Annotated in this window: 21 protein-coding genes and 1 tRNA gene; 12 read left to right on the forward strand and 10 right to left on the reverse strand. The window is 38.2% G+C overall.

Translation table 11 applies throughout. The features are described from left to right. The first annotated feature begins 103 nt into the window (after positions 1-103). Complete coding sequence (gene gndA / locus I6E85_RS05660; RefSeq protein WP_024590135.1) at positions 104-1,477, forward strand: NADP-dependent phosphogluconate dehydrogenase; 1,374 nt, start codon at positions 104-106, stop codon at positions 1,475-1,477. A gap of 69 nt (positions 1,478-1,546) precedes the next feature. On the opposite strand, the gene ansA is transcribed toward gndA, so the two are convergent. Beyond that, positions 1,547-2,557 carry an asparaginase gene (gene ansA / locus I6E85_RS05665; protein ID WP_007582693.1) on the reverse strand — a complete coding sequence of 337 codons (1,011 nt, stop codon included), beginning with the start codon at positions 2,555-2,557 and terminating at the stop codon, positions 1,547-1,549. An 82-nt stretch (positions 2,558-2,639) separates the two neighbouring features. After that, a complete protein-coding gene (gene sppA, locus I6E85_RS05670; protein ID WP_024590136.1) occupies positions 2,640-4,505 on the reverse strand; it encodes a signal peptide peptidase SppA in 1,866 nt (621 codons plus the stop codon). Between the two features lie 219 nt (positions 4,506-4,724). Here sppA and I6E85_RS05675 point away from each other — a divergent pair, with 219 nt between their 5' ends. The 7 genes from I6E85_RS05675 (at position 4,725) to I6E85_RS05705 (ending at position 10,100) form a co-directional block, all read left to right on the forward strand. Then, a complete protein-coding gene (locus I6E85_RS05675; RefSeq protein WP_024590137.1) occupies positions 4,725-6,686 on the forward strand; it encodes an FAD-dependent oxidoreductase in 1,962 nt (653 codons plus the stop codon). Positions 6,687-6,779: 93 nt separating this feature from the next. Next, positions 6,780-7,463: a DoxX family protein gene (locus I6E85_RS05680; protein WP_007582701.1), complete on the forward strand. Its 684-nt coding sequence runs from the start codon at positions 6,780-6,782 to the stop codon at positions 7,461-7,463. A 129-nt stretch (positions 7,464-7,592) separates the two neighbouring features. Continuing rightward, positions 7,593-8,141, forward strand: coding sequence for an NAD(P)H nitroreductase (locus tag I6E85_RS05685; RefSeq protein WP_024590138.1), 549 nt, complete (start codon positions 7,593-7,595; stop codon positions 8,139-8,141). A 203-nt stretch (positions 8,142-8,344) separates the two neighbouring features. Next, positions 8,345-8,722, forward strand: a complete 378-nt coding sequence (locus tag I6E85_RS05690) for a hypothetical protein (RefSeq protein ID WP_007582705.1) — start codon at positions 8,345-8,347, stop codon at positions 8,720-8,722. A gap of 158 nt (positions 8,723-8,880) precedes the next feature. Continuing rightward, positions 8,881-8,971, forward strand: a tRNA-Ser gene (locus I6E85_RS05695). Positions 8,972-9,023: 52 nt separating this feature from the next. Further along, a complete protein-coding gene (locus I6E85_RS05700) occupies positions 9,024-9,410 on the forward strand; it encodes a hypothetical protein (RefSeq protein WP_024590139.1) in 387 nt (128 codons plus the stop codon). Between the two features lie 69 nt (positions 9,411-9,479). Continuing rightward, entirely contained in the window at positions 9,480-10,100 is a 621-nt protein-coding gene (locus I6E85_RS05705) for an FKBP-type peptidyl-prolyl cis-trans isomerase (protein ID WP_007586200.1), read from the forward strand. Positions 10,101-10,475: 375 nt separating this feature from the next. Here I6E85_RS05705 and I6E85_RS05710 read toward each other — a convergent pair whose 3' ends face one another. Both I6E85_RS05710 and I6E85_RS05715 read right to left on the reverse strand, forming a co-directional pair. Next, entirely contained in the window at positions 10,476-12,845 is a 2,370-nt protein-coding gene (locus tag I6E85_RS05710; protein WP_024590140.1) for a TonB-dependent receptor, read from the reverse strand. A gap of 215 nt (positions 12,846-13,060) precedes the next feature. Beyond that, a complete protein-coding gene (locus I6E85_RS05715) occupies positions 13,061-13,450 on the reverse strand; it encodes a YkgJ family cysteine cluster protein (RefSeq protein ID WP_024590141.1) in 390 nt (129 codons plus the stop codon). 284 nt (positions 13,451-13,734) lie between these two features. Here I6E85_RS05715 and I6E85_RS05720 point away from each other — a divergent pair, with 284 nt between their 5' ends. Together I6E85_RS05720 and I6E85_RS05725 are read left to right on the forward strand one after the other, a co-directional pair. After that, positions 13,735-13,914, forward strand: a complete 180-nt coding sequence (locus I6E85_RS05720) for a hypothetical protein (RefSeq protein WP_024590142.1) — start codon at positions 13,735-13,737, stop codon at positions 13,912-13,914. Between the two features lie 199 nt (positions 13,915-14,113). After that, the gene (locus I6E85_RS05725; RefSeq protein WP_024590143.1) at positions 14,114-14,542 is read left to right on the forward strand and encodes a hypothetical protein; all 429 of its coding nucleotides are present in this window, start codon (positions 14,114-14,116) and stop codon (positions 14,540-14,542) included. 136 nt (positions 14,543-14,678) lie between these two features. Here the strand turns inward: I6E85_RS05725 and I6E85_RS05730 are convergent, their stop codons facing one another. The 3 genes from I6E85_RS05730 to I6E85_RS05740 all read right to left on the reverse strand — a co-directional run bounded on the left by I6E85_RS05730 (position 14,679) and on the right by I6E85_RS05740 (position 16,650). Further along, the gene (locus I6E85_RS05730; protein ID WP_101164053.1) at positions 14,679-15,674 is read right to left on the reverse strand and encodes an alpha/beta fold hydrolase; all 996 of its coding nucleotides are present in this window, start codon (positions 15,672-15,674) and stop codon (positions 14,679-14,681) included. A 164-nt stretch (positions 15,675-15,838) separates the two neighbouring features. Next, positions 15,839-16,186 (reverse strand): hypothetical protein, encoded by a 348-nt coding sequence (locus I6E85_RS05735; protein WP_024590144.1) that lies wholly within the window; start codon positions 16,184-16,186, stop codon positions 15,839-15,841. A 53-nt stretch (positions 16,187-16,239) separates the two neighbouring features. Continuing rightward, complete coding sequence (locus I6E85_RS05740; protein WP_024590145.1) at positions 16,240-16,650, reverse strand: hypothetical protein; 411 nt, start codon at positions 16,648-16,650, stop codon at positions 16,240-16,242. A 293-nt stretch (positions 16,651-16,943) separates the two neighbouring features. Here I6E85_RS05740 and I6E85_RS05745 point away from each other — a divergent pair, with 293 nt between their 5' ends. Further along, complete coding sequence (locus tag I6E85_RS05745) at positions 16,944-17,417, forward strand: hypothetical protein (RefSeq protein ID WP_024590146.1); 474 nt, start codon at positions 16,944-16,946, stop codon at positions 17,415-17,417. Positions 17,418-17,444: 27 nt separating this feature from the next. Then, positions 17,445-18,032 carry a DUF1287 domain-containing protein gene (locus tag I6E85_RS05750; RefSeq protein WP_024590147.1) on the forward strand — a complete coding sequence of 196 codons (588 nt, stop codon included), beginning with the start codon at positions 17,445-17,447 and terminating at the stop codon, positions 18,030-18,032. A 34-nt stretch (positions 18,033-18,066) separates the two neighbouring features. On the opposite strand, the gene yfaE is transcribed toward I6E85_RS05750, so the two are convergent. From yfaE to nrdA, 3 genes are all read right to left on the reverse strand, one after another. Then, entirely contained in the window at positions 18,067-18,339 is a 273-nt protein-coding gene (gene yfaE, locus I6E85_RS05755) for a class I ribonucleotide reductase maintenance protein YfaE (protein WP_024590148.1), read from the reverse strand. After that, positions 18,339-19,469, reverse strand: a complete 1,131-nt coding sequence (gene nrdB, locus I6E85_RS05760) for a class Ia ribonucleoside-diphosphate reductase subunit beta (RefSeq protein WP_007583038.1) — start codon at positions 19,467-19,469, stop codon at positions 18,339-18,341. The genes yfaE and nrdB overlap by 1 nt, the downstream gene beginning before the upstream one ends. 65 nt (positions 19,470-19,534) lie before the next feature. Further along, the gene (gene nrdA / locus I6E85_RS05765; protein ID WP_010552863.1) at positions 19,535-21,817 is read right to left on the reverse strand and encodes a class 1a ribonucleoside-diphosphate reductase subunit alpha; all 2,283 of its coding nucleotides are present in this window, start codon (positions 21,815-21,817) and stop codon (positions 19,535-19,537) included. Positions 21,818-22,604: the final 787 nt, after the last annotated feature.

Raw genomic sequence — 22,604 nt, forward strand, 5'->3', positions numbered from 1 at the left:
CATAATTAGTATTTTATGACTGTATGAGTATAATGCACGCGGTATTATTTAATTTATACACTGAATTTTCTAACCAAATAGTTGTTACCGAGGAGGACACTAGATGCAAGTTGCATTAGTAGGGTTAGGCGTTATGGGAAAAAATCTTGCCCTAAACTTGATTGAAAAAGGGATAACGCTAGTCGCTTATGACAAAAACCCACATGCGGGTGAAGAGTTACTAAGTTGTGCTAAATCTCAAGGCATGGCTGATAGGCTTCACATTGTCTCTGATTTAAGAGACATGGTAAGGCGTTTAGAGGCACCTCGTTCTATTTTATTACTTGTTCCTGCTGGTGAGTTAGTTGATACAGTTTGTAATGAACTTGTAGAGGCCGGCGTTAACTGTGACGATATGATTGTCGATTGCGGTAATAGTAATTATAAAGACGGTATAACGCGTAAACTTAAATACCAAAATAAATTTGAATTTGCCACTATGGGAATTTCTGGCGGTGCAGAAGGCGCTCGCCATGGTCCTGCAATGATGGCAAGTGGTTCTGAGGGTGGTTGGGAACGTATTGAGCCATGGTTTGAAAAAGTAGCTGCTAGCTATAATGGCGACTCGTGTTTTGCACGTGTTGGTCAATCAGCAAGTGGTCATTTTGTAAAAATGGTTCACAACGGTATTGAATACGCACTTATGCAACTTATTGCAGAAGTGTACCAATTACTTCGTTTAGGCACTAATCGTTCTCCAAAAGAAGTGGCTGAGATATTTAATGACTGGTCAGAAGGTCAATTAAATAGCTACTTACTGTCTATTTCTAGCCACATATTGTCACTTGAAAATCATAATAATGTACCGCTTGCGGACTTAATTGATAATAAAGTTGGCGCTAAAGGTACTGGTCTTTGGACTGCGCAAAATGCACTAGAACTTGGTATTGCAGTTCCTTCACTTGTTGCTGCTGTACAAGCTCGTCATTTAACTAATGCATGTAATACAACGGCTGCACAAGAGATGACGTATGCATCTAAACCAACTAACAATGTTGAAATTGATTTAGAAGAGCTAAAAGAAGCGTTCTTACTTGCAAGCTTACTAGCGTATCGCCAAGGTTTAGCGTTAATTAAAGGTGCATCACGTACTCATCAGTGGAAAGTTGATTTATCTAAAACGCTTCAAACGTGGCGTGCTGGTTGTATTATTCGTGCTGACTACCTTGATAGCGTTGCACAAGGTGTTGAATTTATTGATACCCTTGAGAAAGAGTCTAACTCTTTGCGCAAAATTACCGGCCAAGCAATAATGACTGGTTTAGCATTCCCTGTATTGGGTGCTACACAAACGTATTTAGCAACATTAACCACACCGAGTAATGGGCATTTAGTTCAAGCCCAGCGTGATTACTTTGGTGAGCACGGCGTTAAAACCCATAGCGGTGAAACATGCCATTTAACTGACTTAGTAGATATCGACGCTAAAGTTAGGTAATAAACAGTTGTTTAAAACGATAAAGGCACGCTATTTAGCGTGCCTTTTGTATTTTAGGCGCTGTGAGATTTAACGGCTTAATTCACCACGTAAATTGTCTTGCATTAAATGACGAATCGTCTCTACTTCTAGCTTTTGGCTAAATAAATAATGTAATTTAGTTAAACACGCTTCAAGGGTCATATCGTATCCACTAATAACACCAATATTTAACAGTGCATTACCCGTTGCATAGCCGCCCATATTTACATGGCCTTTTAAGCACTGGGTTAAATTAACAATAACGACGCCACGTTTACTTGCTTCTTCAAGTATTGATAAAAAGTTAGGATCTTGCGGTGCATTACCTACACCAAAACTAAGCAACACCAAGGCTTTAATATTGCCATTAACTAAGCTTTTAACCACTTCTTGACTAATACCAGGGTATAAATAAAGCACACCAATGGGTTGAGGTGTAATAGGGGTAACTTGCAGCTCATTTTCAACATAAGGACTAAGTTGGCCTTTAATAAGTTGAATACTAATACCCGATAACGCGAGAGGATCAAGATTAGGCGACGCAAATGCATTAAATCCATCGGCGTGGGCTTTAGTTGCTCTGTTACCTCTAAACAGTTGGTTATTAAAAAATAGACTTACTTCTGCAATTGGATAATTTGCCGCTAAATACATTGCATTCAGAAGGTTTACTTGACCATCTGAGCGTAATTGAGAAAGCGGAATTTGTGAGCCAGTTACAATCACAGGTTTAGTTAGGTTTTCGAACATAAACGATAGTGCTGAGGCTGTATACGCCATTGTATCGGTGCCATGAAGCACAACAAAACCATCATAATCTTGGTATTTATCTTTAATGTCATCAGCAATAAGTTGCCAATGCTCAGGAGACATATCTGAAGAATCTATAAGAGGGCAGTATTCGTGAATATCAAACAAAGGCATTTCATCACGGTTAAACTCTGCGTTGTTCACTACGGTTTCTGTTAAAAAACCTTCAGCAGGAATATAACCTCGACTCGATTTTTTCATACCTATAGTACCGCCAGTATAAGCGATATAAATGCGTTTACGTTTCATAAAAAAAGCCCAGTAAAAAAACTGGGCTTAGTATAACGTTAAGTAACTTTAAATACAGCTGATTAGGTAAAGCTATGCACTTTTATTGTGCAACGTTACACACTAAACAGCGTGCATATACACCTTGTGGATCGTTGTAATCTTTAAGGTTTTCAACTTCAGTACTTAATTGGTTAATAACGCTTTGCAAGTTAGCTTGCGTTGCTAACACAGATGTTTTTTGTGTTTGTAAACCAAGCATCGATTTAATAGACGCGTTACCAAAAATGTTTTGAATCATTTTTTCTTGCGAGCTTAAATCTTGTTTAATGGTTTTAACTTCATAATGATTAAGTTTTGCAAGTGCTGCTGCTGCTTTTATAGCATCTTGTTTATCACCAAGTTTGTCTACTAAACCTAGTTCAAGTGCTTGAGATGCAATCCATACGCGGCCTTGGGCAATTTTATCAACTTGCTCAGGCGTCATATTACGGGCATCAGCGACAACATTCAAAAAGCGACCGTATGCTTCTTCAACGCTCATCTGAATTACTTGACCCATTTTTTCGTTTAGGGGACGAGTGATAGAAAAACCAGCCATTTCGGTTGTTGCAACGCCATCTGAATAAACACCAATTTTAGATAAGGTTTTTTCAAATGTCATAAACGTACCAAACACCCCAATCGAGCCTGTAATAGTACTTGGTGCTGCCCAAATTTCGTTTGCAGCAGAAGCAATCCAATAACCACCCGATGCAGCCACAGAGCTCATAGAGGCAATAACAGGCTTTCCAGCAGCTTTAAGCGCTAATACTTCTGCACGAATAACTTCAGAGGCAAACATACTACCGCCACCTGAATCAATGCGCAGTACAACCGCTTTAACTTTGTCATCAAGGCGTGCTTTACGAAGTAGGGCTGCTGTAGAGTCGCCACCAATTTCGCCAGCTTTACGCTCACCATCAACAATTGTACCTTTAGCAACTACAACGGCGACTTTTTCGGTAATAGGGTTATCAAATTCAATCGGTGGTTTAACCAAGCTTAAGTATTCACGAAATGAAACTTGCTTAAATGTTTTGCCATCTTCTTGTGCGCCAACTAAATCAATTAATTGTTTGCGAACTTGTTGATTTGTTTTTAAAGAATCAACCCACTGGTGGTCAAGTGCATATTTACCTGCATCGCCATCTGCAGCTTTCATTTTTTCAAGGTATACGTCCATTGTCTCGTCGAAATTTGACTCATCAAATGGGCGAACCGCAGCAACATCTTGTTTGTATTCGCTCCAAAGAGCGCCTAACCAAACACGGTTAGCTTCTTTGGCTGCTTCAGACATGTCGTTACGAATGAAAGGTTCTACTGCTGACTTAAATGTACCAACACGGAAAATATGCTGCGTTACTTCAAGCTTTTCAAGTGCATCTTTAAAGTAAAGCGGATACATGCCGTAACCTTCAATACCTACGCTACCGTATGGGTGCATAGCTATTTCATCAGCATGTGATGCAATATAGTATTGTGCTTGGGTATAGTAATAACCCGATGCAATCACTTTTTTGCCAGCTTGTTTAAATGCATCAATAGCATTGGTAATTTGCTTAAGTTTGTTTAAATGCGCTTTAGGCATTTCTTGTAAATCAAGCAGCATCACCGTAATGCGATCGTCTTTAGTCGCTTCGTTTATTACTTCAACAATATCGTCGAGTAATATTTCGCTTGGCGCTTCAGAACCAGAAGTAGCATCACTAATTGCAGCTTCGACCGGATCTATGTATGTTTTTTCTTCAACAATAGGGCCATTTAGGTTAAGCCTAAGCACAGAGCCATTTTCAACTATTATTTTATCGTCGTCACTTGAGAGTGACACTAAGAAAACAATTACCAGTAATAAAAACAGAATGTTGAGTATTAAACGACGAGAAAAGTTAATTCCAGCCCAAATACCTTTAAATACCTTTGCTATCAAAATAGCTCCTTAATTTGGTACAGTTAATACATTAGTTCCATCTTAGCCTAGAATAAAAATAAATTTAACTGCTAAATCGTAACGAAGTGTTTATGAGGTGCTATTAATACATGTTTTTATGGCTTTTTTTAATTAAATGAAGGCACATATTGCTTATTACTTGCCATTAAAGCAGAATTAGCTAATGTATACAGGTTAGACCAGTTAACGGGGCACAAGATGTTAGAACAACAATTACAATTAAAACACACACAATTACGTAACCGCTTAGTGATGGGCTCAATGCATACAGGCCTTGAAGAGGGATGGCATAACCGCAAACGCTTACGTGCATTTTACGAAGCACGTGCAAAAGGCGGCACTGCAATGTTAATTACGGGCGGATACAGCCCTAATTTACGTGGCAAATTAACACCTATTTCATCTTCATTTAATAGTTATTACGATGTATTTAAGCACCGCGCTTACACAGATGCTGTGCATAAACACGGCGGAAAAATTTGTTTGCAATTATTACACGCTGGACGTTATGCGTACCATCCATTCAATCAAGCACCAAGTGCAATAAAAGCACCTATTAATCCTTATAAACCTAAAGCGATGTCGCTTGGCTCGATTAAAAAAACAATTAAAGACTTTGCGCACTCTGCCTATATGGCTGAAAAAGCCGGCTACGATGGCGTTGAAGTTATGGGTTCTGAAGGGTATTTGATTAATGAGTTTATGGCGCCGCACACCAATAAACGTGAAGATGAATTTGGTGGCAGCCTAGAAAATAGAATGCGACTTGCGCTTGAAATAGTTAAAGCTGTAAGAGCAAAAGTATCTGAGCAATTCTTAATCATTTTTAGATTGTCGGTCATTGATTTAATCCCAAACGGTTCAACACCAGAGGAAGTTGTCATACAAGCTACCGAGCTTGAAAAAGCGGGCGTTGATATTTTTAACACAGGTATTGGTTGGCACGAAGCGCGTGTACCGACTATTGCGAGTATGGTGCCGCCAGGTGCATTTAAAGAAGCATCAAAACGTTTAAAAGACGTGGTGAGCGTGCCAGTTATTGCTGTTAACCGAATTAATACTCCAGAAATTGCTAACGATATTTTAAATGCAGGCGAGGCTGATTTAATTTCGATGGCAAGGCCGCTACTTGCCGATCCAGAGTTTTTTAATAAATACGCAAAGAATCAATCTAAGCAAATTAATATTTGTATAGGGTGTAACCAAGGTTGTCTAGATCACGTATTTAAAAATAAACGTGCTACGTGTTTAGTTAATCCACAAGCTGCATTTGAGCTAGATTATCCGTTAGAACAAGCAACCAAAGCTAAAAATGTATTAGTAGTCGGCGCAGGCCCTGCTGGTTTATCGGCAAGTTGTTACTTGGCTCAAAAAGGGCATAACGTCACGTTAATTGATCAAAAATCGCAAATGGGTGGCCAATTTAATTTAGCCATGCAAATACCAGGTAAAGAAGACTTTAACCATACTCTTACTTACTTCACTAATGAACTAGAGCGATTAAAAGTAACTGTAGAGCTTGGTAAAGCTTATGACGATTCAATGCTTAAAAGCTATGATGACATCGTATTCGCAACTGGCGTTAGGCCGCGTGAAGCCTCTATTAAGTGTAGCGATGATAAGCGTGTATTTGCTTATGACGAAGTTATACGCGGCGAAGTAGAGCTGGGTAAATCAATTGCTATTTTAGGTGCCGGTGGTATAGGTTTTGATATGGTTGCGTTTTTAAGCGAACATAAATCGCAAACTATTAGCGAGTTTAAAACGCAATGGGGGATTGAGTGTGAAGCCCAACCTCATAAAGACGAACGTCAATTGTATATGTTAAAACGCAGTGCGGGTCGTTTTGGTAGCGAGCTTGGTAAAACAACGGGTTGGATACATCGCCAAGTTGCTAAGCAGCATGGCGTTAAGCAAATTGCTGATTGCCAATACCAAAGCTTTGATAAAAGCGGACTAACTATTAATGTTGCTGGTGAAACTCAAGTACTGCCAGTAGACACTGTTATTGCCTGTATTGGCCAGGTTTCTAACAACGAAGTGCTAGAAAATTACACAGATAACGCAAAGGTACATGTTATAGGCGGAGCTAAACTAGCTGCAGCTATTGATGCTAAACGCGCTATTTTTGAAGCACTTCAGGTCGCTAGAAGTATTTAACCTTTGTAAATAAATTGAAATAGTTTATCAATTCATGCGGTCTTTGCTGTTTATAGTCTATAACTTAATAAACAGTGAACACACAGGATACGCATGAATAAACTAACCAATCTTTATGATGCAATATTGGGTAAACTATCATTTTTAGATGGTTTACCTGCATTGCTATTTCGCTTGATTTTAGCCCCTGTTATGATCATTGCAGGTTATAACAAACTTGCTATAAGCGGTGAGACAGAAGGTTTCTTTGATAATTTTTTAGCATCTCCAGATGTAGTTCAATGGTTTGGTAATAATGAATGGGGTTTAGGATTACCGTTTCCTGACTTACTAGCCTTTTTAGCTGGTTGGAGTGAATTTTTAGGAGGTTGGTTTTTATTACTTGGCCTTTTAACTCGCTTGGTCAGTATCCCACTTATGTTCACAATGGTTGTCGCTGCAACCTCAGTGCATTGGCATAATGGTTGGTTTGCAATAGCACCAACTAACCCAGAAACAAGTGCTGCGCAAGTGCTCGATTGGTTATCAATTCCGGGCGCTAAAGAAAGCCTTGAAAACTCACTAGAAGTACAAGACCGAATAGGTAAAATTCGTGGCTTAGTTGAAGAACACGGGTTTCCTGATTATCTATACGAAAAGGGCAAGCCGTCTATTTTAAATAACGGTATAGAATTTTCGGCAATTTATTTTGCTATGCTTCTTAGTTTGTTTTTTATGGGCGGTGGGCGTTTTGTTAGTATAGATTACTGGTTAAGGCGAAATATTGTAAAAGAATAACGTATTTAATCTGCTTTACTAACGGCCGCATAGTTGACCCTTTGCGGCCGTTTTGCATTTTAATTTCTCGGTATTTATTTTTTAAGGGTTTAAATGTTACTCTAGCGTTTTGAATTTTGAGGAATCGTTATGAACGCTATCGAGCTTTTACTTACCCGCCAATCAGACTCTAAACTAACAGAGCCGGGCCCTACGCCTGAGCAGCTCGACATAATTAAGCAAGCAGCATTACGTGTTCCTGATCATGGCTGTATAGCACCGTGGCAGTTCATTGTTGCTCAAGGTGATGCACGCAATAAACTGGGTGAAATTTACCATCAAAGTGCAGTGGCAGAGCAACAAGAAGAAAAAGTAATTAACCGTGCTAAAGAGCTTCCCCTTCGTGCGCCTATGATTGTAATAGCAATTGCTAAATATCAAGAACACCCAAAAGTTCCTAGAATAGAACAAGTACAAAGCGCAGGCTGTAGTGTATTAGCGATGCAACAAGCTGCATTTGCCCAAGGGTTAGGCGGTGTTTGGCGCACAGGCTACTTTGCTCAAAGTAGCGCGGTTAAAAAAGCGCTTAACTTACATGAGCAAGATGAAATAGTAGGGTATTTATATATAGGTACACCCGAAGTCGATTGTAAAAAGTCGCCTCGCCATAAGCCGGAACACTATTTTAGTAATTTGTGAAATAGTATGAACTTTGCGCAACTTACGTAGTCATAATTCATTAAGGTTACAAAGAGTATTATTTAAAAGTTAATGACTTGGCTGTAAGAAGCGCTTGGAAGCACTAAATTTACTAAATCTTCTTCAGTTTGTTTTTTAATCGGTTGTTTTTTGATACATTATGGAAAGTCTTAATAAAAATAACGATAAAGAAGACGAAAACTATGGGAAATTTATTTTTACGTGAAAAAGAGAATTGGCTAGCATGGTCAATTTGGGGAATCATTGGTGCTTTTGTAACACTGTATGTTGCAATGAGCACAAATGCATCACACTTTATAGCCGGTTCAGCGATGGGTATGCTTGTGTTGTTAACATGGTGGATGCACCAGTCCAAACGTTTCGACTTTGGGCGTGCATTTAAAGTATGTTGCTACGTTTTATCGCTTAGTGTGCTACCAGCTTTTATGTTTGTTGTAGTACCAAGTGATGATTTAAATCGATTCGATTTAATTTTTCAAGGCGTTACCTTTACTGCACTGAGTATATTGGCTTGTTTAATCTGCTCTTGGATTGCACGTAGACCTAAACAATATTATTAATGTGTTTAACTTTAGTCCATTAACTACACTTTTATTAAAGTGAAGAGCTTAACAAAAGAACAAAGTGGGTCTATTTTATCCAATATGTTAATATTTTATATTAATTTCTATTTAGCTCTTTACAAGTTATGTATTTAGCCATATTATTCGCGCCGTGCGGAGAGATGGCAGAGTGGTCGAATGCACCGGTCTTGAAAACCGGCATGGGTTTATAGCCCATCTAGGGTTCAAATCCCTATCTCTCCACCATTATTTAAAAAAACCGCCTTATGGGCGGTTTTTTGCTTTGTGGAGTTTCTAAATGACTAAAGCAACAAACCTACCAACCTCGCAGAAATTAATAAAACATCTTTTATTATGGACGGTATTTGGTTACTGCTATCAAAGTGCTATTAGCTTATTAGTAAAAATGGCTATAGACGCTCAACCAGAGTATCCATTAATTACCGGTTTAATTTATGGTGTTGGTTTTAATGTTTTAGCTGCCCATCTTATTACCAAATACGATAAGCATTGGCCAGTTATTGGCTCTGTTTTTATTGGTTGTATAGGGCTGCTTGTAGTGCCATTTTTACTGTTTGGCGAATCAGGATTACTAACAATGCCTCTACTTGTTGGAATTTTATTCAGTTTGCCGCTTTGTAGTTATATTGTTGGCCTAATTAAGCTAAAACTCAGCAAAAACTAGCCCCAAACGCGGTTTATTTTGTGATAGCATAGTCGCGTCTTTTAACTAACAAAACGTGAAAAACACATTATGTCAGATAATTTTACTACAGATGCTGAAAAAGCAAGTTACGGTATTGGCTTACAAATGGGTGAGCAACTTAAGTCTAATCCTTTTGAAGGCTTAAACCTAAATTCAGTATTTGAAGGCATGAAAGATGCGTACGCTGGTAGCGCATTTCAAGTTGAGATCCCTGAGATCCAAGCTGCATTTGAAAAAATCAACGAAGAGATTCAAGCTCGTCGTGAAGAAGAGTCTAAAGTACTTTCTGCAGAAGGTATTTCATTCTTAGAAGAAAACGCAAAACGTCCTGAAATCACAGTAACTGAGTCTGGTCTTCAATACGAAGTACTAGCAACTGGCGAAGGCGAAAAGCCAACAGCTGAGTCTACAGTACGTGTTGATTACCACGGTACACTTATTAACGGTACTGTGTTTGATAGCTCATACGAGCGCGGTCAACCAGCTGAATTTCCAGTTGGTGGCGTGATCAAAGGCTGGACTGAAGCATTACAAATGATGCCTGTAGGTACTAAATGGCGTATCTACGTTCCTCATGAGCTTGCTTATGGTGAACGTGGCGCAGGTGCTGCAATCGCACCTTTCTCAACGCTTGTATTTGACGTTGAGCTACACGAAATCATTTCTTAAATTAAATTAAATAAATTTTAATTTAAAAGTGTAAAAAGCCGTATTCAATTTGAATACGGCTTTTTTGTGTTTGTAATTTAAGAGTTTTATACCAATTCTCTTAATTAAGTTATCTGTTTTTCGCTAAGAAAATTGTGTCGATAACAAGGTGAAAATTTCGTTGTTTAGTTGTTATCACTAATTGCTCTTGCATTGCTCTACCTCCTGCATCCATGCAGTCGTATATCAGAAATTCTTAACGCAGTTAGCGTCAGGTTTGATCCTTCAAATCGATTAAGTATTATTGCGTATTGATATTATATATTTTAAAAATAAAAAAACCGCATTAATAAAATGCGGTTTGTAAATATATAAACTAAAAACTATCTTTAATTATTAAAAATAACCACGAACACCAAAGCGGAAGTTTCTGCCTGGTAGTGGGGCTTTATCTTTAATAAATGAGCTATGCACAAAGCCTAACTCATCAGTAATGTTATCCACGTTTATATACAGCTGTGCATCTACACCGCCTAAACCTAATTGGTAATTAGCTTGTGCATCAAATAACGTATAGCCGTCCGTTTTTGTTTCAAATGCAGTTACATCGTTTTGATCAAAGTAATGAGTACCCGTCAATGTTAATTGTAAGTCACCTAAATCGTACTGTAACTCAGAGCCTAATTTATTGGCAGGAATACGCGGTAAGTTGCCTTCGTCGTCTTTTAGTTTTGCACGAGTTGAGTCACCAAATACTTTAACCATAGCGCTTGGGGCTACTTGGTAATGTGCGTCAAATTCAATTCCATAAAGCTCTGCGTCTTTACTTGTAAACTGATAAACCGCAACAGCATCGTCATGTGCACCAATAGCTGATTCTAAACCATCTTCTTCATCGTAAACTAAACCCGTATTTTCTTGGAAATAAAAGTTTTTAATATCGTTATAGAAAAAGTTAACGGTGTAACCAAAGTCTCCGCTAAAACGTCTAAAGCTCAAATCTAGGTTTGTTGAGGTTTCTTGCTTAATATTTTCAGGCTCAAAATGCGCTTCATTATCTTCAATGCTGTAACCAAGACCTAGCTCATAAGTGCCAGTTGCAATGTGTAAACCGTTTGATAAAAGCTCTGCCGAAAGTGGTGCTCGTTCTGAATGAGAAATACTTGTTGCAATACTATGACCCGGCCTGTATTGCCAAATGGCACCGGCAGAGGCGCTTAAATTGGTAAAGCTTTCATTATACCCAATGGTCTCTTCGTCGCTATGATCTATTTCTACTTCATCGTGGCTATGTTCGTGTGCCGTGATTTGGCTTTCAATTTTGTAATCTTCTACACGTGCACCAAGCTCTATTGTCACGTCGCCAAATTCACGCTCTTCTAGTAAATATAATGCGTTAGTTGTAGTTACACTCGCGGGTGTAAATGCTTCTTCACCAATTGCATCGTAGTCAGAATCGCTGTAGTGATAGCCCATCATTCCGTGCCAATCAGCAAACTTATGCTCTACATTTAAACGTGCTTCAGTCGTTTTATTTTTAAAAGTAGTACCAATTTCGCCATCTTCAATTTCGCTGTGCAAGTAATCAGTATAGCCAACACGTAGATTGATGGTTTCAATCCAGTTATTATGCAGTGCGTAACTTACAAGCCCTTGCCAGCGATCTTGCTCTAAATGTGCATAAACTGGTTCTTCAGCAGCTTCATCTTCATGTTCTGCATGCTCTTCTTCAGTTTCACCTTCGTGATCGTGATGATGCTCATGCCCAGGAATACCGTAATCAGTATCAATGCTACCGTAAGAAAAACCAATCGTTAAGTGATCGCCAACATAGCTGGTACCAAAGTTAAGTGTTTCGCTATCAATAAAAGTATTTTCTACCGATCTTTCAGTTTCAACATCGCCATCATCGTCGGCAATAGTAAAGGTAGGTGTTTGGTAATCATCGCCGCTGCGCTTAGTACCATCAAAATGAAAGTTAAAGCCTTCATTACCTGTTTCAAGTTTTGCAGCTACGGTGTTTGAATTTGACACCGTATCGTTGCTGTATTCAGCAGCGCCTGTAAGCTCGTCGATGTTGCTAGTAGGAATACGGTTATCAACCACGTTTACAACGCCACCAATTGCACCAGAGCCATAAAGTAGGGTACTTGGACCGCGCAACACTTCAATTTGTTCTGCCGCTAGGCTGTCGCTTGATGTCGCGTGGTCTGGGCCAATACGCGACGCATCGCTGGCATCTAATCCATTTTGTGTGATTTTAACGCGAGGGCCATCTAAACCACGAATAATTGGGCTTGATGATACAGGGCCAAAGTAACTTGCATTTACGCCTGGTAAACCTTTAAGAGTTTCTCCAAGTGTTGGTTTAGATTTATTTCTTAATTCATCACCTGAGAGCACGCTTACTGGCGATATCATTTCTAGGCTGTTCTTATGAAGTGCAGAGGCATAAACAACCACTGTTTCAACCGATGTTGGTTTAAGTGACACAGACAGATTATTTGAAGATTCGGTAACAGTAATACGAGAGTCTATGTAGTTGTCTTTACTAATATGTAATTGGCTGTTTGCATCTATATCGATAGCAAACTCGCCTAAATCATTACTTTTAACGCTTTGGTTTTTGCCATGGACATGGATAGAGGCATTTTTAATTGGTTGATTTTTATCATCCATTACTTTACCAGTAACGGTTGCAGCCAAAGCTGATTGAGAACATAAAACAGAAAAAATAGCAGAGGAGATTAATGTTAACTTTGTCATGGATATATTGGTTCGTGGTTATTATGTTGTGATATAATATAACACCACAAAATTAACGAATCAACAATGTTATAGTATAACTTTGTATTTTGCGATGAATAATCTAAAAATGACGATTAAGCCAATATTATAAAAATTCAAATAATAGGTTTGTGAATAGAAAACTTATCTATTTGACCGAAGAACTCATAGCGCTAGCCGGTAAATCTATGTATTTAATAGCGGCTATCTATCATTATCGCATCTAGTTTATGCTGCGCTCTTGTCTGATTTGTTATATCTACAGATTCAATCATTTCGCATTCGTCGCGGATCATCTCTGAAATAAGGCTAGGGTAGTGGCGGCAGTCTTCTGGGCGGTCGAGGTAAATACTGCAGGTATACATATTTTTAGCGAGAGGATCTTTTTTAGGCGCAATTTCTAAAAATGGGCACACTTGAAGTCTTAAGCCTGTTTTTGGGTCAAACCAAATTTCGTTGTTTTTAACATATTCATAAATTTCGGGGTTAAAGAGCTCCCATAAATCTATTTCCTCTTTCGTTGCGCTTAAATCGCCGCCGCCATATTTAATACAGCATTTACCACACTGGTTGCATTCTTTCATAATTGGCTAATTTAGTTGACTGTTAACGAATTTAAGTTAGTTATTAGTGTAGCACCAAATTTATTATTAACGCTCTACTGAATTTACCTATCCTTTAATTTTTGGGTGTGTAAACAATAGTTAGATACAATAACTTAAGTTAAAACCCTTTGTTACATTTTATATAGTACAGGCTTTATTTAATGGTTTACTCTAAAGGTAGCGAAAAATGTTACAAACCCCGCTTGAGCAACTGTGTGATTGTTAAATGTTGCTGAGCGCGGATACCTAAGTAGGGCGTTATTATGAAAGAGGCTGTCACTAAGTTAAAAACAGAATTTAATGCAAAGTTATTGTATTGGAACAATCTTAAAAGTAGCAAAGCTAAAGCGGCAATCATCCTATTATTTTCAGTTGTCATTGCACTTAAAGTGTTTACGACCATCTTTACGTTGGATTGGGTTGCAAGTTTATTCAGCGTGTAAGTTTACCAAGAGTAATTTCGATAAAGTTTAATCACAGAGTGTTTAACGCCTACGCGATGTTCATTATTAATGTATTATTACGCTATACACCAAATTAAATAAATCAGTTGTTTAAATACGTTTTATAATGACTGTAATGATATATTTTAGCTAAATTGAGTGAGTAAATGAGTTTAGCTGCATTAAAGGATAACCAGTGATGATGAATACAAAAATATACAAAGCGGTACATGATCTAGCAGAAGATTTAATGGCGGCGGCTAACAAAAATAACCGTGAAAAGTTTGAGTCGTTATTTGCTCAATTAAAAGCTATTTGTATTGAAAACGAAAACACCTCAAAAGATCACCCTGTACAATGGGAAACCTTAGCTGATTTTACCGAAGAGTTAGAAGAGGCAATTACTACTTACGAAAAAGCATTAGAAAAGTCGATTGCGATTAATAACAAAGATCATATGTCGTCGGTTTCTTTTTCAATGGCTACATTACAGCTTGAGCTTGGCCAAAAAGATGAAGCTATTAAAAACCTTCAAAATGCTAAAGTCAGCGCCAATAAAATTGAAGACAAAGAGCTTAAAGCTGAAATACACGACCTACTAGAGTCGCTTATTGAAGAAGAAGGTTAAATACATAAAAGCATAACTTATCCATATTAAATGTGATTTTTGTGGATTTAGCTTGAGCTTAATAAAGCGCTGATGGTTTATACCCTCAGCGCTTTTTTATGTTCGCTATAAATACTAAACCAAAAGAAAAGGCTTACTATTGAGCTAGCTTATTCATAAAATCGATAATGTACTTTGCAATTTCTACTGGTTTTTCTTCAACACTAAAGTGCCCTGAATCGAGTAAGTGCAGTTCAGCGTTCGGTATATCTTTTAAGTATGCTTTAGCGCCTGCGGCTATAAACGCAGGATCGTTTTTACCCCATACAATTAACGTTGGTGGTTGGTACTTGCGTAAATAAGCTTGCCACTTTGGATAGTCGAGAAGGTTGTTGTAGTAATCTCGTAGCAATTGAACTTGAATTACTCTATCGGATTTGGTTTGTAAAAAGTGAAGATCGTGCGTCCAGCTATCTGGGCTCATCACTTCTGGGTTACTTTGTACGTCTCGTAAATACTGCTTATTAATAATGGCTTGTTCAGACGTGAACGAATAAATTTTATCTTGCTGAGCTTTCGAACTATCTTCATTCGCGGCTTTAAAAAATGCTTGCCTCGGTAGGGTTAGCCCCTCTAAATACGCATTACCATTTTGTACAATAAGTGCATCAAGTTTATTAGGATTATTTAACAACATTCTAAAGCCTACAGGTGCTCCAAAGTCTTGTATATATAGGCTGTAGCGCTTTACTTTAAGCGTTGTTAGTAACCCTTCAACGTATTGAGCTAGTAATTCAAAAGTATATTTTTGAGTTTCTGGGTTTGGGCGTTCGCTGTATCCTGAGCCTAAATAATCGGGTGCAATTACATGATAACGACCTGATAAAAGCGGGATCAATTCTCGGTAGCTGTGTGAAGACGACGGATAGCCATGTAAAAGCACAATGGTTTGCTTATGCTGGATGCCAGCTTCTCGGTAAAATACCTTTTTACCGTTTACATTTGCATATTTGTAAGTGGTTTTTGAAGGCCATACAGCATCAGCGGCATATACTTGAACGGTAAACGTAGATATTGAAACTAATAAAAACACAATAAATGAGACGATGTGAGCAGGTTTTACTTTAAGATTTTTTTGTATATCTGGGTGCATAAGTAAACTCGTTATTTTTGGTAATGACGCTTTATTAATTTACCAGACCCGTTATTTACACAATTGTATTCAGATAATAACGTTGTAGTTTCACAGCAAAGAAGTGTACAGCAGGAGTAAGTGCAGCTTTGGACCTTACAAGATACTTATGAGCCAACAGTGGGCTAGGGCGTTAGCTCTTTATTGGCCGCTTTTTTGTATTTGAAATAGCTTATTAAATAAACGGCTATTGGAATCGTTGGGCTTAAAAATATGTGAGGATGAAAATAGATACCACGTTCGTCATATAGAAACACATATAACACGACCGCAAACGTTGAAGGTAAGGGGAAGATGATTGCGCCGTGCCCAACAGCAGCAAATAGTGTCCACGAGAAAACACTAGGCCAAAGCACTGCTCTGATGTAAGCACCTTTATTAGTCGCTTTAGCCTTTTTAGCGTAATTACGTGAAACAAAATAAGATATTACCGTTGGAAACAAAGTTAAAATGATACTTAGCAGTATAAGCATAGTGATTCAATTCCTTTTGATATTATTTGCATAACACAGTTTTTCACAATGTGTTAATTGGTTTGAGTTAATACCGTTTTTAAAGCAGCAATTTGCTTAATTTCATCAGCTGTTAATGCTTGATATAACCTAGGATAGGGCCAACCATAGTCCCATCTGAAAGTCGATGGTATATAAGGGCTGCCACCAAATCGAACTCCAGCAAGCATAAGGTTCGCTATACTCGTTTCGCCGGCTTCAATAACACATTGTTGCAAGGCTTTATCTGCTTCTAAACGTTGCCAATAAGTGCCACCTTGCCAGTAGGCGTAGTCGTGCGCTTTACAACATGCAAGCCACAACTTTTTATCTTTTGTCGTGCCGTCCGGAAAAGCACTACAGCCATCTGATGTGAACGGTTTTATATTTTCAGCATTTGCTGTATTACTTAATATGACCAGTAAGACAATGGGACTGAAACGCATTATTTTCATGCGAAAGAGTGTATTAGTAAAATTATACATGATTTTAAGTGTTACTGTTTTAGTTACAAATAATAACACTTTAAAAAGTATAAAAAAGGTTTTTACTGTTTATAGACTGGTTATGTTTATATGATAATTTTGATTTAGAGCTTTTTGTTTAGATACTCTATGCGTTCTATTTTCTTCGCTAGTTGCGAGGTGTTAATACTAAAAGTGCTGGTTAAAAAACTTACTACAATATTAGATTAAGGTTTACACATGGTGTGTTGCATTTGTACTTTAGGAGAGGAGCTGTGCTAGAACAAATAGAAAATTGGATTGACGCTACAAATTTAAAATACAGTAGTCAAAAAGTGAGTTGTGATAAATTCAGTAATGAATTTTATGGGTTTTATCCTACCGAGTTTTTAAAAAACGCGTATTACGTTGTTGTAGACCAAATACCAAAGCCAGACTTTGCGGGTCTGCGAGAAATGGGCCTAGGTGATTTTGTCGATATGGACGCGGCGGGTATAACGTATAAAAATACTTATTATATACTTCCCCACGTCGCTACTAATTTAAGGGTCCATTTTCATGAACTTGTTCATGTTGCGCAGTGGCTTGAGCTTGGCGCTAACGCATTTATGCTTCGTTACATTAGTGAAATTCAACGAGAGGGATATCACCATGCTCCGCTCGAAAAGATGGCATACGCGCTTGATGATCAATTTGCTAGTCGTGGTAAAAAAATAGATGTGCCAAAATATGTAACTCATACTCTGTAATTAGCGCAGAATTTTAAAGGAATTTATATGAACAAAACGTTAGGATGCTTTTTTACTTTAATGTGTATTGATGCACAAGCTGTAACGTTTGAAGAAGGTATAGTATCAGCCTTACTCGAGCGAACAAAACACAATATTACCTACGATGGGGCTTATCACTCAATTGCTTACCCAGGTGGTGATGTGCCTAAAAATATTGGGGTATGTACCGACGTTATAATCAGAAGTTACAGAAAGTTAGGTATCGACTTACAGAAACTCGTGCATGAAGACATGCAAAAAAACTTTGTACTGTATCCATCTAAACGTATTTGGGGTTTAGCTAAGCCTGATAGAAATATAGACCACCGACGTGTACCAAATTTACAAGCTTACTTTGAGCGCCATGCAAACGTATTAAGTAAATCCAGTAAGGTGAGTGATTATAAAACCGGCGATATAGTAACGTGGATGTTATCAGGTAATTTACCTCATATAGGTATGGTGATTAATGAGTTATCTCAAGATACGGGTAACCCACTTATTGTGCATAATATAGGGCGTGGTCCGCAAAAAAGCGATATGCTTTTTGATTACAAAATTACCGGGCATTACCGGTTTGTTCCACACTATTGATAAGTTTAATAAACGATAGATGTAAGTATTAATTTTATTTCAGATCAATACTTACATTGCCATTAGGCTTGCAGCAGCACAGGAGTATTTCGCCTTCGCGCACAAACGCAAGTGGCTCTTCGTTATATTCAACACTACCTGACACTAACGTTGCCCTACAAGCGCCGCAGTAACCTTCACGGCATTGGAATGCGACGTCTATTTTCATGGATTCTAAGCACTGTAAAAGAGAAGGGCAGCCAGCGGTAAATTCTATACACTGGCTGTTTTCTGCAAGCGTTATGCTTGCAGTAGACTTGTCACTCATTATAAATCAAAATCACCAAATTCTGATGCATCAACTTGAGAGTCTATTTGACCAACAAGGTATGAGCTAATTTCTGCTTCTTGCGGTGCTACTTGCACGTTATCAGACACTAACCACGAGTTTATCCATGGGATAGGGTTACTGTTATTTTCAAACTGTGCTGGCAAGCCAATGGCAGTCATACGTGCATTAGTAATGTATTCAACGTACTGACATAAAATATGCTTATTTAAGCCAATCATTGAACCATCTTTAAATAAATACTCAGCCCACTCTTTTTCTTGCTCTGCAGCATCAACAAACATTTTAATCGCTTCGTCGCGGCACTGAGCTGCAACAATCGCCATTTCAGGGTCGTCTTTACCGTCTTGCATAATGTTTAAAATATGCTGAGTACCCGAAAGGTGAAGTGCTTCATCGCGCGCAATAAGCTTGATGATTTTAGCGTTACCTTCCATTAGTTCACGCTCAGCAAACGCAAACGAACATGCAAAGCTTACGTAAAAGCGAATCGCTTCAAGAATATTTACCGACATCATAGCCAGGTAAAGTTTCTTTTTAAGCTCAAACAAATTCACGATAACAGTTTTACCGTTAATCTCGTGTTTGCCTTCACCGTATAAGTTGTAAAGCGATACAGAGTTAATTAAGTCATCGTAGTATTTAGTTACGGCATCAGCACGTTCGCTAATTTTATCGTTGCTAACAATGTCATCAAAAATAAGTTCAGGTGCTTGTGTTACGTTACGGATAATATGCGTGTATGAGCGGCTGTGAATTGTTTCACTGAACGCCCACGTTTCTATCCATGTTTCAAGCTCTGGTAGCGATACAATAGGGAGTAGGGCAACGTTTGGCGAACGGCCTTGTACGCTATCAAGCAAAGTTTGGTATTTTAAGTTACTTAAAAATATATGCTTTTCGTGATCGGGTAACGCTTGAAAGTCTAAACGGTCTTTACTTACATCTACTTCCTCAGGACGCCAAAAGAAAGACAGTTGCTTCTCGATTAATTTTTCAAAAATTGGGTATTTTTGTTGGTCGTAACGAGATACGTTTACAGTTTGGCCAAAAAACATTGGCTCTTGCATTTGGTTATTATGGTTTCGGCTAAAAGTAGTATAAGACATGTTTATCACTCAAAAAACTATCAGAAAAAGCGGGCTAAATGCCCGCTTAAAATAAAAATCAGCAGTTATATTTTACACGCGCCGCCTTCACAATCATCATCTTCCACTTCTGGAGTATCTTCTTGCATATCTGAGGCACCATCACGAGTATTGTGGTAGTACAAGGTTTTAACACCTAGTTTGTACGCGCTTAGTAAGTCTTTTAATAAGACTTGCATAGGTACTTTACCGCCTTCGAACTTGTTTGGATCATAATTTGTATTTGCAGAAATTGTTTGGTCTACAAATTTTTGCATTATACCAACAAGCTGCAAGTAACCATCGTTTGATGGAATGTCCCACAGTAGCTCGTATTGATCTTTTAAACGCTCATACTCAGGAACAACTTGCTTTAAAATACCGTCTTTACTTGCTTTAACGCTAATATGTCCACGTGGTGGTTCAATACCATTTGTTGCATTAGAGATTTGCGACGATGTTTCTGATGGCATTAACGCACTTAGTGTTGAGTTACGCATACCGTGCTCTTTAATATTTGCACGTAGTGTATCCCAATCAAGATGAAGTGGCTCATCACAAATTTTATCTAAATCACGTTTGTACGTATCTGTTGGCATAATGCCTTGTGAATACGTTGTTTCGTTAAACTTAGGACAGGCGCCACGCTCTTTAGCAAGCTCGTTTGATGCTTTCATCAAGTAGTATTGAATCGCTTCAAAGGTTTTATGTGTTAATGCATTTGCGCTGCCATCTGAATAACGTTTACCGTTTTTAGCTAGGTAGTATGCGTAGTTAATCACGCCTATACCTAACGTTCGACGACCCATAGTTGCATTTTTAGCAGCCGGTACTGGGTAGTCTTGGAAATCAAGTAAGTTATCAAGTGCGCGTACTGCAAGTTCAGCTAGCTCTTCGAGCTCATCAAGTGATTCTATTGCACCTAAGTTAAACGCAGACAGTGTACAAAGGGCAATTTCGCCTTCTTCGTCATTTACGTTATTAAGTGGCTTAGTTGGCAATGCAATTTCTAAACATAAGTTAGATTGGCGAATAGGCGCAACTTTAGCAATGAACGGGCTGTGTGTATTACAGTGATCCACATTTTGTAAATAAATACGACCTGTACTTGCACGCTCTTGCGCAAACATAGAGAAAAGCTCAATCGCTTTAATGCGTTTTTTACGAATCGATTCGTCTTGTTCGTATTTTACGTAAAGCGCGTCAAACTCAGCTTGATCTTCAAAAAATGCATCGTAAAGGCCTGGCACATCTGATGGGCTAAATAACGTAATGTAGTCGTCTTTAATTAAACGAGAGTACATTAGTTTATTAAACTGTACGCCGTAATCTAGGTGACGAACACGGTTGTCGTCTACACCACGGTTATTTTTAAGTACAAGTAGGTTTTCTACTTCTAAATGCCAAAGCGGGTAGAATAATGTTGCAGCGCCGCCACGTACACCACCTTGCGAACAACTTTTAACAGCTGTTTGAAAGTGCTTATAAAAAGGAATACAACCTGTGTGGTACGCTTCGCCGTTACGAATATGGCTACCTAGCGCACGAATACGACCAGCGTTAATACCAATACCTGCACGCTGTGAAACATATTTAACAATAGCTGACGACGTTGCATTGATTGAATCAAGGCTGTCGCCACATTCAATTAATACACACGAGCTAAACTGGCGAGTAGGTGTACGTACACCCGACATAATTGGCGTTGGTAGAGATATTTTAAATAACGATACTGCGTCGTAAAAGCGCTTAATGTAAGAAACGCGTGTTTCACGTGGGTAGTCAGAGAATAAGCTCGCTGCTACTAAAATATATAAAAACTGTGCACTTTCGTAGATTTCACCCGATACACGGTTTTGAACGAGATACTTACCTTCAAGCTGTTTTACAGCCGCGTAGCTAAAGTTAAGATCGCGAGAATGATCAAGATATGCATCAAGCTCGTCTAATTCTTGTTCTGTGTAATCTACTAATAAGTGAGCATCGTAGCGTTTATCGCCAACCATTTTTGTTACGTGGTCAAATAAACGTGGTGGCTCAAATTGACCGTACGCTTTTTTACGTAAATGGAATACAGCTAAACGTGCAGCTAAGTATTGATAATCAGGCGATTCTTTTGAAATCTGATCCGCTGCTGCTTTAATGATGGTTTCGTGAATGTCTTTAGTACGAATACCGTCGTAAAACTGAATGTGCGATTTTAATTCAACTTGCGAAACCGAAACGTTGCTTAAACCTTCGGCGGCCCATTCAATAACGCGATGGATCTTATCCAGATCAAGAGGCTCTTTGCGCCCATCACGTTTGCTTACAGATAACTGTTGGTTCATAGATTTGCCTGTATTCCTTGGGAATTATGTATTTTGACCAATGTTTATGCCTCGCCGAAGCAAGGTAGATACTCGTTTTGTATAAATTTAATTAAATTGGAGAATTTAATTGAATAACATTTGGCCACAATATCTGGTGCTGTTCAATTTAATGATCACAAGATAGTGTGGTCTGAGTTGTTTTGCAAGAGGTAGAATTGTGTCTATTATCTGATAATGAGGAGATATAGCCTTTGTGTTAGTAGACACTCACCTTCGAACAATCATTTAAGATGAAATATGCAAAAATCAACTAATGATCTACTAAATTTGCGTATTTTAAAAATAAATTTTGACTGCTTTTTTTATCATCAGGCTTTGCGTGAAAATTGACTCAATCACAATATATAGTGTTTATTAATTAACATAGCACTATATATGGTTGAATCGAATTTTTGTACAGGGTATATGGTTGTAATATATAAGATTGAGGCAAGGTAAGTTTTTCAGATATAGTTATACTGGAATGTAAGATATAAAAATGGGCTAAAAATTAGCCCATTTAAATTTATACTACGAGCAAACTACCCAGTGTAATAATTTTAAAAACAATCATTATTACACTCTCTGAAATTTCTATAGAAATATTGAGTTTCAACTTTAGTTATCCTAAATCTGAGTTAGTCACTTGCCGACAATATAAGAATCAGTTACGCTCAAACTTCCACACTTGGGCGCTTTCCTAAAATTTTAGCAAGTGTCTTTGCTAACATCATATTCAAACCTTGGGTATGATGTTAGCCCCTCC

Origin of the sequence: Pseudoalteromonas sp. NZS71, assembly GCF_015864715.1 — a bacterium.
In the GTDB taxonomy this organism is placed as follows: domain Bacteria; phylum Pseudomonadota; class Gammaproteobacteria; order Enterobacterales; family Alteromonadaceae; genus Pseudoalteromonas; species Pseudoalteromonas arctica.